Source organism: Bacteriovorax sp. As-1 (assembly GCF_058446905.1).
Window position 1 is genome coordinate 32206 of sequence record NZ_CP184341.1, and the last position, 12765, is coordinate 44970.

13 protein-coding genes are annotated in these 12765 nt (G+C 42.1%); 8 read left to right on the forward strand and 5 right to left on the reverse strand.

Going from position 1 to position 12765, the window contains the following annotated elements; genetic code table 11:
* The first annotated feature begins 161 nt into the window (after nt 1-161).
* The 3 genes from ACN20O_RS00165 to ACN20O_RS00175 all read left to right on the forward strand — a co-directional run bounded on the left by ACN20O_RS00165 (nt 162) and on the right by ACN20O_RS00175 (nt 3631).
* Complete coding sequence (locus tag ACN20O_RS00165; RefSeq protein ID WP_491636009.1) at nt 162-2207, forward strand: thioredoxin domain-containing protein; 2046 nt, start codon at nt 162-164, stop codon at nt 2205-2207.
* Nucleotides 2207-3133 (forward strand): CoA transferase, encoded by a 927-nt coding sequence (locus ACN20O_RS00170; protein WP_491636011.1) that lies wholly within the window; start codon nt 2207-2209, stop codon nt 3131-3133. Before ACN20O_RS00165 ends, ACN20O_RS00170 begins: the two co-directional genes overlap by 1 nt.
* A gap of 210 nt (nt 3134-3343) precedes the next feature.
* Nucleotides 3344-3631 (forward strand): hypothetical protein, encoded by a 288-nt coding sequence (locus ACN20O_RS00175; RefSeq protein WP_491636013.1) that lies wholly within the window; start codon nt 3344-3346, stop codon nt 3629-3631.
* Between the two features lie 84 nt (nt 3632-3715).
* On the opposite strand, the gene ACN20O_RS00180 is transcribed toward ACN20O_RS00175, so the two are convergent.
* Nucleotides 3716-4327 (reverse strand): class I SAM-dependent methyltransferase, encoded by a 612-nt coding sequence (locus tag ACN20O_RS00180; RefSeq protein ID WP_491636015.1) that lies wholly within the window; start codon nt 4325-4327, stop codon nt 3716-3718.
* On the reverse strand, nt 4305-4931 hold the full coding sequence (locus ACN20O_RS00185) for a C40 family peptidase (RefSeq protein ID WP_491636017.1): 627 nt from the start codon (nt 4929-4931) through the stop codon (nt 4305-4307). The genes ACN20O_RS00180 and ACN20O_RS00185 overlap by 23 nt, the downstream gene beginning before the upstream one ends.
* Before the next feature lie 153 nt (nt 4932-5084).
* Here ACN20O_RS00185 and ACN20O_RS00190 point away from each other — a divergent pair, with 153 nt between their 5' ends.
* Both ACN20O_RS00190 and ACN20O_RS00195 read left to right on the forward strand, forming a co-directional pair.
* Nucleotides 5085-5885: a hypothetical protein gene (locus ACN20O_RS00190; RefSeq protein ID WP_491636019.1), complete on the forward strand. Its 801-nt coding sequence runs from the start codon at nt 5085-5087 to the stop codon at nt 5883-5885.
* A 4-nt stretch (nt 5886-5889) separates the two neighbouring features.
* Entirely contained in the window at nt 5890-7077 is a 1188-nt protein-coding gene (locus tag ACN20O_RS00195; RefSeq protein WP_491636021.1) for a hypothetical protein, read from the forward strand.
* Here the strand turns inward: ACN20O_RS00195 and ACN20O_RS00200 are convergent.
* Nucleotides 7074-7502, reverse strand: a complete 429-nt coding sequence (locus tag ACN20O_RS00200; protein ID WP_491636023.1) for an acyl-CoA thioesterase — start codon at nt 7500-7502, stop codon at nt 7074-7076. The genes ACN20O_RS00195 and ACN20O_RS00200 overlap by 4 nt on opposite strands.
* A 206-nt stretch (nt 7503-7708) precedes the next feature.
* Here ACN20O_RS00200 and ACN20O_RS00205 point away from each other — a divergent pair, with 206 nt between their 5' ends.
* From ACN20O_RS00205 to ACN20O_RS00215, 3 genes are all read left to right on the forward strand, one after another.
* The gene (locus tag ACN20O_RS00205) at nt 7709-9439 is read left to right on the forward strand and encodes a hypothetical protein (protein ID WP_491636025.1); all 1731 of its coding nucleotides are present in this window, start codon (nt 7709-7711) and stop codon (nt 9437-9439) included.
* Between the two features lie 210 nt (nt 9440-9649).
* Nucleotides 9650-10714, forward strand: a complete 1065-nt coding sequence (locus ACN20O_RS00210; protein WP_491636027.1) for a tetratricopeptide repeat protein — start codon at nt 9650-9652, stop codon at nt 10712-10714.
* Nucleotides 10714-11484: a Nif3-like dinuclear metal center hexameric protein gene (locus ACN20O_RS00215; protein WP_491636029.1), complete on the forward strand. Its 771-nt coding sequence runs from the start codon at nt 10714-10716 to the stop codon at nt 11482-11484. Before ACN20O_RS00210 ends, ACN20O_RS00215 begins: the two co-directional genes overlap by 1 nt.
* Here the strand turns inward: ACN20O_RS00215 and ACN20O_RS00220 are convergent.
* Nucleotides 11481-11981 (reverse strand): DUF4442 domain-containing protein, encoded by a 501-nt coding sequence (locus tag ACN20O_RS00220; RefSeq protein ID WP_491636031.1) that lies wholly within the window; start codon nt 11979-11981, stop codon nt 11481-11483. The two genes, ACN20O_RS00215 and ACN20O_RS00220, sit on opposite strands and share 4 nt — an antisense overlap.
* 1 nt (nt 11982) lies before the next feature.
* A complete protein-coding gene (locus ACN20O_RS00225) occupies nt 11983-12765 on the reverse strand; it encodes a pyrroline-5-carboxylate reductase family protein (RefSeq protein WP_491636033.1) in 783 nt (260 codons plus the stop codon).

Below are 12765 nucleotides of genomic sequence, written 5' to 3' on the forward strand. Positions count from 1 at the left end.
GTCCGACTCCCGTCTAGACATTAGATGTCATCCTAAATTTTTTTCACTGATGTGCATAATCAATAATTCCTTCCCTTTATGAGGGGGCCTGCCCTATAATTAAGGTCTTAGTTTTTTATCACAAAGGCCAACAAATGAGTTCTTCCCTAAACTTTAATCGTTTGAAAAATGCAAAATCACTTTATTTGAGACAACATCAGGATAATCCTATCCACTGGTGGACCTATGGACCTGAGGCCCTGGAGTACGCTCAAAAAAACAATAAACCGATCTTTTTATCGATCGGGTACTCGTCTTGCCACTGGTGCCACGTTATGGCCCACGAGTCTTTCTCTAATGATGAAGTGGCAAAGTTTTTAAATGATAATTTCGTTGCAATCAAAGTAGACCGCGAAGAATTTCCGGATATCGATAACTATTACCAAAAGGCCGCACAGCTTTTTGGAAGCTCAGGAGGATGGCCGCTATCAGCGTTTTTAATGCCAGACACTCGCCCATTCTACGTTGGAACATACTATCCACTAACGTCTAAAGATAATGCTCCTAACTTCCCTGCTTTAATCATGGAGCTTAAGCGCGCTTACGATCACGAAAAAGAGCAAGTTGAAAAAAATGCTGTTCAAGTCACAGAGGCGATTAAAAAAGGATCAGTTCCTCCTGGGGATGTGCAGTTTGAAGGACACTTTCCTCACCCGAACGGAATTTTAGAAGCAGTTAAAGAATTCCGCGATATCACTTGGGGTGGATACGGAAGCGCTCCGAAATTCCCGACCTTTGCTTATTACGAATGGGCCTTAGAGCAAATGCTTGAAGGGATGATTGCAAAAGAACACGGTGAATTTATCATCAACTCTCTTGAGCGCATGTTAATGGGTGGAATGAACGACCACGCTCGCGGCGGAGTTCACCGCTACTCGACAGATGACAAGTGGCTCGTGCCTCACTTTGAAAAAATGCTTTATGACCAGGCAGGATTTTTAAGGACGATGACGAAGTTAAGCTTGGTTTATCCATCTCCGCTGGTCTTCGATACACTAATCAACACTCTTGATTATTTAGAACAAGAGATGCTTTCAGACGACGTCAATGGACTTCGCCACTTCTTCTCAGCTCAAGACGCAGACAGTGAGGGTGTTGAAGGGCTTTACTTCACATTTACTGAGGAAGAGTTCGAAGACCTGCTAAATAGAAATGATGATGAAGAAGAAACACTTGCTAAAAATATGGACTCTATCAAGAAGTGGTTCCAAATTTCTTCTAAAGGAAACTTTGAGCACAACCTGAATGTTATTTCATTAAATCCTGAATTAAAAGAAGAGTTCTACCAGCAGCAAAACTGGGACATCATCAGAAAAGTGAGACGTGCAGTCCTTAACGAAAGAAAAGACCGCATGCCACCGGCAACCGACAATAAAGGTGTCGCTAGCTGGAACTTTATGCTGATTTCTGCTTTAGTTGATGTGGTTCAATACTCACAAATTGACGTCATTAAGCGTATGGCCTCAAACCTGATCAATACAACGATTGAAGGCGTCTTCAAAACGTTCTTAACCAACGCCGAAGGCGGCATGAAGATGAGACATACAACTACTGTTGAATTCTCTCATCCATACCTAGAGGACTTTGTTTTCTTTGCAGAGTCTCAACTTAGACTTTATGAAATTTCATCTAACGAAGTTTTCAAGCAAAACTTCCAGGACGCGATGAATTTTATCTCTAAAGAGTTCTTAAATGGCGACCAGATGAGAACGAGGGCAAAATTATCAGAGCACTTTGAGCTTTATCCAAACCAGGACTACAACTTCTTTGATGCTTCTTTTAAATCTCCAGTAGCGACTTATATTCAGCTAATGAGAAGAGCTGCTGTCTTATTCTCTGACCGCGATTACCTGGATACAATGTTGACACTTAAAGATTCAGTGACTCACACTGTTTTAAAAGTAAACCCTGTTTCAGCCGGGGAATCACTACGAGCTCTTACTTATCCGGTAGAAGCAATGCGAGTGATGAAGCTTCCAAAGTCGTGGGCGCAAAGAGAAGACTACTTAAAATTTATCCCTTTTTTCCTTCCACGTTTTGTCCTTGATTACCATAACGGAGAAAACGGACAAGAGATGTTTGAAATCTGCACGATGAATGCGTGCGAGCTTAAAGGTGACGGATTCGAAGAATTTGTAAAAGTCCTGACTCCAGGAGAGCCGTCGTAATGAGTGCCTTTAAACCTCTTAACGGAATGAAAATTGTCGACCTGAGCCATAGGCTGCCAGGGCCACTGTGCGGAAAAATCCTAACGGACTTAGGTGCTGACGTAGTGAAGATTGAAGACCACGTTTTCCAGGATCCTTTTTTATCAGGACTATTTGCTAAATTCGATCCGAGTTTTGTTTCTTGGTATGAGAATTTAAACCGTGGCAAAAAAATCGAGCGCTTTGATTTTAACTCGAGTGCTGATCAGGAAAAAATCCATCAGCTAGTCGTGAATGCCGATGCTGTGATTATCGGGATTCCTCCAAAAACGAGAGAAAAACTAAGAATCAGTGATAGTGATTTAACGTTAAAAAAACCAATGGTCGTCATTGAACTTCTTGCCAGTGCGACTGAAAAGAAATCGATGCACGATCTCAATGCTATGGCGATGACCGGCCTTTTATCTCTCTACGTAGCTGGCCAGAAAGAAAAAATTATCGATCCTCCTTTCCTGCCTATCGCTGGAATCAGCTTTGGTCACAAAGGAGCAACAGATCTTTTAGCGGCCTATATCCAAGCGACAAAAGAAAATAAAACTCAGTTCGTAAAAACATACCTTGATCAAGTGACGGAAGAAGTCCTGGGAATCTTCTGGCCGGAAGCTGATAGAAAACTTGGAAGAAATAGATTCCTTCACAATGGAGTTTATCCTTGTTACTCGCTTTATCAGACAAAGGATCACAAATACGTGGCCCTGGCCGCTGTTGAAGAGAAGTTCTGGCAGAGGTTCTGTGAAGTCTTTAAGCTAGAGACCTCACTGGATCGCTTCCACCATGAAGACCAATCCTTGTTTAACCTGATTGCAGAGCATCTTGGGCAATACACTCAAAAAGAAATTGAAAAAATGATTGAGAGTGAAGATTTATGCCTTTCGGTTATTAAGTAGCCATCCGACCTTACACCTAAACTCTGGGTCGGAATCATTCTGGCCCCAGATTTAGAGTGGCCCCACCCCAATCATGACAAAACGGATCAAAACAGTCCCCTTTGACACCAAAACCGAGAAAAGTTGAGTGTTTTGGTTGGCACGAATCCTGTATTACCTCTTGTCAGAATAACGATCAAGGATTGGATCGAATTAATCAGGAGGTCATTTATGAAGGGACTCATTCTATTAGCATTATGTTTTCTGTCACTTGGAGCTCACGCTTCACTAGATCTTAAGGCGCAGGACGTTATCGCAATTAAGACGCACACAGGAAAAACTTTTCGCAATTTAAGCTTGCATGAGAGCTCTAAAGTGCTAAAATCACTAGAGGCTGGCGAGAACATCGAGCTTCGCGAAGAAATCATCTACCCTGAAGAAGTTTCAGAGGTGTTAGTGGGCAAATTGACAAAGGCCAGAATTACTGAGAAAAGACCGAATCCAAAGGATTATAATTAATTTTTAGGGCGCCAACCCTAAAATCCTCCGAAAGGATAGTGTTTGTTGTTGTGTGAAGGGCCCGCGAAAGCGGGCTTTTTATTTTTAAGTGGATACTTTTCTTTTTGCTATCACTCTTAGAAGATCACATTCCTGATTTCCATTCTCAAAACTAAGACCCTTTCCAATCATAAAATACACGATCTGAAAGTCATGCTTCAAAATTTCTTCCTCTAACTCTCGCGCCGTCGGTATGAATTTCATTGGAAAACTCACACTATTATGGGGCGGCTGAACCATCATCTCTGCACAGAAAATCCCTTCTTCTAAAAGGGCATCGTGGATATTTTTAAAAGCACTCACTCTCGCCGCTCTGTTGTCAATGCAATGAAGACAGTGAGAATCAAAAATCACATCAAACTTTTTTCCCTCTAAAGCATCGGGAAAAGTGATATCCAGAACCTGATAATCAACAGGAGAACCAAGGGCCTTCGCGCGCTCAATGGCCACAGGGGAAAAGTCTACGGCCGTGACTGTTTCTCTTGGAAGAGAAACCTCTTCAAAAATTGAACGCGTCCCCGATCCAAGCTCCAGAATGCGCGCATTCATTGGCATTCTTTCTTTTACACACGTGCGGAAAAAATCCAGAAGACTTCTGGTCACAGGAGGATTGCCGCCAGTGGAATAATAGCGGTTAAATTCTTCCAACGAACTCAAATCTATCATCTCTTGAAAATGAGGCCGGTGAATTTCCTAACTCTCCGTCAGGAACCTGGCCTTTGAAATACTTGCTCCAATAGTCATAATGTTTTTTATAACTGATTGGGGCCGTGATTGTTTTTTTCGTCAGGAAATGATCCAGGAACTTCGCAATGAATTCTGAGCAATAAAGATACTCAACTCCATTGGCATTAAAATTGTTCCAGATGTATTTTGAATCAAAAGGTGCGTTCTTAAATTTTTCGTTGAATACATCAAGCATCACTTTTTCTAAAAGTGCGCGCTTTTCTTTCGTCAGGTTTTTAAGTTCTTTAGGTCTATAAACGTGAACGAATGTTCCCGGAGTTATATTTTTTGTGAACTCAGCAAATGAGAAATGATCCAGTCTTCCTAAGGATTGAGCAATGCGGGTACGGCCCTGTTCATCGACAACCACAACTCCTGAATGAGAAAAAAGAGACTCGGTCTCAGATTCAATCATTCGGCACTCGTAACAATTAAGCGACAACAACACTACGTCTCCGGCCTTAAGATCTGAAGCAGTAAGGGCATGAGCGCTTAGTGAGACTAAAAAAAGAAGTCCAAAAATTATTGTTTTCATGAACGCACCCTAACATAAACCCTTTCAAATTGCCTACTTTTTAAGTCGACAATGATTTTTTATGACCCCGATTATCCTATTAAAATTTAAGGCCCGGAAGGCTTTAGACCGAAAAGATAAGTGGTGAAAACATTTAAACCCTATAATAGAAACATGATGAAACTTGGTTGTTTACTTATCACATTTTCTCTCCTTGCCCAGAATATATCTCTGGCCATGGATGATGCTGCCGCTGATAAGTACATCGCCGATCAACAAGCGGCGTGTGCCAAAAACACATCAATGGAATGGAATACATCTCTCAATCGTTGCGTGGGAAAAGCGGCAGCCAGAGAGACTCGCAATGAGGCCAAGAACTGTGCTGCTTTAACTGATGCGGCCGCAAAAGAAAAATGTCACCTTGCCAGTGTAGAAAAAAAGACCGGACTTTCTTCTGATCCTTCAAAACTAAACCAAGGCAACACAACTGGCTCAATGGTCATGAATGGCGCTGTCGCAGCTTACGCTGTTTCCAGCTTGATTATGGAAAATGGTTTTGATTTAAAAGGAAGCTCTTGCACATCAAAAAATATCCTGGGGATTACAGCTGCAGCAGGGCTTGCAAGTGATCTCTACCTGAAGAAAAAAGCAAAAGATAAAGTAAAAGGTCTTGAAGGAAAATATAAACTTGAAACTACGACTAATGGTTACCAGGGACAAGTAAAGGCCTTCGAGTATTTAAAAGAAGAGCAACAAACAGTTGTTGAAATCGCTAAGCTTGAAAAAAAGCGTAACATGCTTCTAACTGCTGGTTACGCTCTTGCTGCTGGATTTGCGGCCTATGAACTTATCTGGCCGGCAAAAAGCCCTGATTGTTCAAAACCTTCTGAAGAGGGCGCAGGTGATGGCAAAACTGAAGTTACTGGATCGGCGACAACTCCTGCTGAAAACACTGCAGGTAAAGTAAAAAAATAATTGTATGAAAAAACAAGGACTGCTGACATTTTTATTTTTAATTCTCTTTGCTTTTCAAGCAGGAGTAAATCCTGTGCATGCTGTGGATGCAGCTAGCGCCAGCGGCTTTGATTACAAAAAAATCCTGGGCAGTTCGGCCGGAGTTCTAATCGTTGCCGGTATCGGGACAATCTATTCTGGGATCCTTTATAAGAATGCTGATAAACAAGAAAAAGAGTCGCAGGAAAATATTAAAAAGATTGATAAGATGATTGCGACTTTTAAAGATTCATACGCTGATCACTGCCCTAACGGGAGAGACTCTATCACTGAGCCGCAGTGTTACTGTTACACTGAAGCCGGAAAACAAAACACCAATCGCAGCAACTCACAAACGTGTATTGATTTATGGGCCAAGGACACTTACCTGCTTGCCGGAGACTCTTCTGGTTATGCCAACGCGGCCTATACAGCTGACGTGGCCGGGTGTATTCTGGTCAATGGACAGTTTGATGAAAATTGTAAATGTAAAAAACTTATCGATGCAAAAGGAAACAACGCTTGTAAAAAAGAAACTACGGTTTCTATCCCTACAGAAACAGCGACAGCTGGTTTTGCCACTTCAACAGGTTTAAAAGATTTACTGACAACCACTTCAAACGCCGCTAACGGTAACCCTTATTTAAATGGTCTGGACTCAGCTACACTGGCCAATAAGGCCCTTAATGCCAGAAGCTTCAGTGACCAGATGATTTCTAAAATCGACACTAATAAAGTGGGAAATATTCCAAAGATTACTGAAGAGAACGTTGGAAAAATGGCCAAGGTAACTTTTGGAGAAGGCAATATTAATAAAGCTGCTGATTCAAAATCAATGGCCACAAACATCGCTTCTTCAAGAAGTGAAAACTCTGCCGTTGAGAGTCTTCTCAAACAAGCACAAGCAAAAGTTGGGATTGAAGTCACCGGTGGAAAAGGCCTTGCCAACGGTAAGTCTGAGAAGAAAAAGAATTCTCTTAACCTAAACTTTGCCGAAGCTTCTCCAGGTGGAAATGGACAAATGGTTCAAAATTTTACTGATGAAAGCGGCAAAAACTACAAATACAAAAACAGTGATATTGTCACTGACAATACGGTCTCTATCTTTGAGATCATCTCAAATCGTTATGTACAGTCAGGTTTAAAAAGACTTTTTGACGAAGAAAAGAATTAAGGCTCTTTGAACTCTTCAAGCCCCAGAGCATTTAACCACTCCGTACTTGGCGAAATAAGTTTTCGTTGGGCCAGATCCATCATTCCGACAGAAAGAGTTAATGTCGAAGCAACTTTGCCGTCTTCCTTAATCATCTTTTGGTCGAGAATCATGACAAATTTGTTTCTCATTTCCGGACGGGCCTGAGAGACGATTTTAATTTTCTCGCGGTTTTTTAATTCCGCCTTGAAAGTGAGGTTTAAATCTAAAAGCACCGGCCCGACTTGGGTTTCCAGGATCTCTTTTAAACCGAGTTTATTCTTTGTAATGAAATCCCAGCGGGCCTCTTCGTACAACTCCAGATAAACGGCATTATTAACATGTCCGAAGGTATCTAAGTGATGTTCTAAAATGGTTAATTCATACTCGTAAACTGGGTTGGCCATAAATAATTTCCACTCTCAAATGTGCCCCAATAATCGGGCAACTCTTCTGTCATTCTTGTGCCCTACTCTAATAGAATTTCCATCACATTCCAAGGGGTTACTTCGAGATTACTGCAACTTGACCAATAAACTCAAGAAACTACACGGGTTAGCCGAGAAGTAGACGTATAATTTCTCTATCGACCAAAAAAATATTGGGTGATTTTATGAAAACAATTCTTTTAACAGCACTTCTGGCCGGCCTGAGTTTCTCTGTTTCAGCAAATGAGAATGGTGCAGCCTGTTCAGAAACTGAAGCTCCTGCATTTCATGCGGCCTCTGAAGGAAAAAACTTTCCAGGTTCAGCTTCATTAAACGAATGTGAAGATTTAAGCCGTAGCCATATCCGTCAGCTTTATAGCAAAGAGGGTTCGCGCAGTAAGTTCCAATGGGGGCCATACGTAAAGTATGCTTGCTGTAAGGAAAAAAAGTCTGACCCAAAATGTATTGAGAAAAAAACAGAAATCGCAAAACGTTGTGAATCTATCGCCTACCTCATCGGTGTTTACGGACGCGACTGGAATGACCAGGAACAAATTATGGCGTCTGAAAGTTCCGGGGGAAGTGCAGATGCGGCAAAAGCGGCCACTCAAAAAAATGCGTCGGCCTCTCAAATCTCTGCCTCTGCTTCGACCATTAAATGTAAATCAGCTGGTATCGAAACCCTGGACTACGATGCTTGTAAAAAGTTTCAGGTCACACTGGATCTATTAGAAGGTGTCACTCAAGTTGGATACGCAACTCAAGAGTTAGTATACAAAGATAAAATGACTGACTCTCAGTTAAAATACGCTAACGAAGAAAATGCAGCGACTGGTGCCTTAAAAGCGCAAGGTGAATCACTTTCAATGCAACAAGATATGTACAACCAAAGAATGGCCGTAGACTCTGGTAAACTGGCATATCTTTACTCGATCTATTCAGATTTCCCAAAAACAGATGACATCGTTGGAAAATGTAGCTCTATCGGCTCTAAAGGAGTTGATATCGGTGTCACTTCTAAAGACTGTACTGAGGCCGCAAGAGTCCAGGCCAATGGATTTAAAATTGTAATGAATCAGTCTCAAAGAGATGCAATGAAGAGTAAACTGATTGCGATTGCCACAAGTGCCGGAGCAAACGGACTTCTTGCCAGCCTTCTGGGAAAACGTGCTGATGACGTAAACAATGCTATCGCTAAGATCGATGCTTATAAGCCGATTGACCCATTCACTGTTTCCGAAGATGAAGCAATGACAACTTTCTGTAAACAAAATCCGGGACTCGCTCAGTGTTTAACTGGTGGTCTTGAAAGAACGTTCGATACAATGAACGACAACATCATCACTTTTGGTGATGGTGGAACAGGAACTGTTTATTCAAACACAAACTCAGGGATCGATTCATCTGGGTCAACTGGCACTGACAGCGGGACAACCACTTCGAGCGTCACTCCTGTTGGTAGCATTATCGCAGCAGCAAACAAAGACAACAGTATCGAAGCTTCTACAGCAGCGAAAGTCACTGAAGGTGGCTCTGGCTCAACTGGTGGCGGAGGCGGTGGTGGAATCGGCGGTGGCGGAGGCGGTGGTGGTAGCGGGCCAGGATCACAAGCGGGATCTCAAGGTGGTGTAGCTGCTGCTGTTCAAGGGAAAACCCCTTCTTACGGTGGTGGTAGTGGATCTATCTCTGTCATGGGTGGATTTGGTATCAACAAGAAAAAAGCAGAAGAAAAAGATGGTGAGAACCCGTTTGGAAAACTCTTCGGAAAAGACGCTCCTAAAGGGACTGGCGTAGTCAACTTCCGCGATATCGCCTCAGTGGGTAAAAAGGGAGACAATCTCTTCGATATGATTTCTAAGCGTTATACAAGTGTGGCAGCTGATAAGCGTCTGATCGAATACGAAATGGCAAAATAAAACACGGCCATGCACTTTAAAGTAAGAAAATAAAAGAATTAATACACGGTCATAATGGCCCTATAGTAGAAATTATAGGGCACTTTCTTTCAATCCGTCGAATTTCATTGAAAAAGAAAATCTGATTATCATAAAATATTCTTAAGAGAGAACTGCTCAAGATGAGCGGCTTCTTTTCGCTCAAATACCTCGCATATCAAGGAAGATTGCATGGAAACGACCAACACCCTACTGCTTGCAGAATTTTTCACCGCTACCGGCTACCTGGATCGACTGCTTTTTGCTTTCACAGAACTTGAAAGACTTCATTACGGTCCTCGTGGAAAAAACCAGATTCAAAAACTTTTAAACGACACCAGCGTGTTTTTTGCCCGCGAGTTTAAAGAGTTTGAAATGACTGCAACAACCGTAGAATGGCCGCAGTTTAAAAACCAAATCAGAAGCTACCACAACTTCATCGAAAGCGTGATCAAGATGCCTTTTAAGAGCGCTCGTATGGAAACAATGGTCGTGGGATACATCAACCTGCTTTACCGCAATAGTTTTGAAATCCATAACTTTGTTATTGAGACGACAAACCTGGATGTGCAGTTCCCTCGCCTTGGACTGATTCAGGAAGAAAACATTCCGACAATCACTCAGGCCGAAGAAAGTAACCGCGCTCCTCTTTTCTTCCTAGATGAAGCTCGTCTGCACGAACTGGCAGAAGAAAACACAAAGAAAAACTCTCAGCTGGTGTTCCTGCAAATGAGACGTGAAGAAAAATACGACTACTATCTTCACAAAGGACACTACTTCATTGCTCAAAAAAACTATGAAGATGCTAAAACAAATTTTTACCGCGCTAGAAACTACAAAGAAACAGCAGAAGTCCTTACGCTTTTAGCGTGGAGCTACTCACTTCTTGATGATAGAGCACAGGCAAAAGCTTACTGCTTAAAAGCTGTGCAATTAGACTCACAATACGGCCCAGCTTATAACGATTTTGGAAACTACATCCTGGCCGAAGGTCAGGTAGAAGAAAGTCTTCGTTGGTTTGAGCTCGCTAAACGCGCTCACAACTACCAAAACCGTGAGTACCCATACATCAATGCAGGAAGAGCTTATGTGCTTCTAAAAGACTTTGACCAGGCCTTAACTGAGTTTTCTCTTGCTCTAACGATTGCTCCTCACCATCATGAGTTGCATGAAACTGTGGCAAAACTCAAAAACAGCCTGGAAAAAAGCAAACCTACTTATACCGAAGGAAGAGGGCCTAGTCCCCTGAACTCATAATGAATATTGAGCGAAGTGAATTTGATTTATTTTTAAAGACTCTCTTAAAACCAGAACTCTTTGACGACTACTGTCCCAATGGACTGCAGATAGAAGGAAAAACAGAACTAAAAAAAGTCCTGTTTGCCGTTTCGGCCACAAGAGAATCGGCCGAGTACGCTGAAAAAATCAAAGCTGACGCTCTCGTTGTTCATCACGGTCTCTTCTGGAAATTCCACGGGACCAGAACACTTACCGGGCCTTTTTATAAAAGAGTCGCTCCCCTTTTAAAAAATGATATCAACCTTTTTGGTTATCACCTTCCACTCGATGCTCATCCTGAAGTAGGAAATGCTAAAAGCCTGGCCTCTCTTCTTGAAATGAGTGAGCTTCAGCCCTTTGGAAATTACAAAGGGGCCTTTACGGGAATTAGTGGGGCCTTGCCAGTTGAAATCAGCGGAAGCGAATTAAAACAAATCTTAGAAAAGAAACTTTCTCACTCTGTTCTTTACTCAAATCCAAGTGATGCTAAAAAGATTAAGCGCATCGGTATTATTACTGGTGGAGCAAACTCTGAATGGCGTGAAGCCCATAAAATGGGTCTGGATGCTTATATCACTGGGGAAATGAGTGAACACGACTATCATGAGTCGCGCGAAAGCGGCATTCACATGTTTGCCGGCGGTCACCACGCGACGGAAAAATTTGGGATTCAATCTCTTATGAAAAGAATCCAGGAAACCTATCCGGGGCTTGCATGCGAGTACATGGATTCTGAAAATCCGGCCTAGTTTTTTACTTTTAACGAAAGAGTTAAAACAAATTTTGCCACTTCTTCAGTTGGATTAATACTTGGGACAACGGCCTTGATTTCCACCGGGAAATTCATGCGCTCACCACTTTTAATCACGTCAGCAACAAATTGTTTAATCTCCGGGATCTGAGTCACAATGAAGTGCACATCACCTTCTGCACGCTTTAGGAAATCTGCTTTGAAGTCTTTAAATGACAGGGCCACTTTCTTTTTAGAAGCAGTGATTTCATTCATCGCCACTAGTCCACCGGCGATATCAGCACCAGTGCACAGCACTCCGAAATACATCGAATTTAAGTGGTTTTTTGTTCTTCTATTAAGTGGGATTCTAACGACACATTCTTTGTCATTTAAAGTGACGACACTTGGAGAAACCCAAAAAATAAGTGGCACTTTCATCAAACCAAAAAGACGAACAAACATCGTATCCTGGTATTTTTTAGGCACATTATTTTTTAGAATATCCACAAGCATATTAAATCCCTTTTTTAATTTCTAATGTTCTTTTATAGGCCGCTGTAAAAGCTCCGCCCATAATGTTTTCCAGGTTGTTCTTTTCTAGAATCTGCAGCGCTTCGAAAGTCACTCCTTTTTTAGAAGTCACTTGCTCGCGAAGAGTTTCAAAACTCACTCCCTGGGCAATGGCACTTTCCATTAGTTTAGCAGAACCTAAAAAAGTTTGGGTGATAATTTCGCGGCCCTCAGGGTTACTTCCGGCAATGGCCGTCAGGTGTTTTTCAAAAAGACGGGCATATTCAAAAATAAGCGCCGGACCTGAGCCGCTAAAAGCGGTAATGGCATCCAGTTCGGCTTCGCTCTTCATGGTAAAAAGTTTACCTAAAGCTCTCAGGTAATCTTTAAACTCACCAGTTTCAAAACCTGCGTAAAAAAGATTGGCCCCCATCCCTAGACTCGATGGAGTGTTAGGCATTAGGCGGGCAATGTTTTTTACCTGGAATTTTTTTTCTAAAGTATCAATCCCCGTTCCTGCAAGAACTGAAAGGATTTTGGAATTCTCATTAAATTGGAAAGAAAACTCTGAAAGAGATTGCGGCTTAAAACCCAAGACGTACCAGTCCAAATCTTTTGGCATATCCACCAAAAAGCTCACAAAGTGACCGCCGGTTTTTTCGGCCAGCTGCTGCGCCTTGGTTTTTGAAGGAGTAAAAAAATACATCTCTACACCCGGGTGGTTTTTCTTAAAACCTTCCGCTAGTGCTGCTCCCATATTTCCACAACCAAAAAAACCAATGCGCAT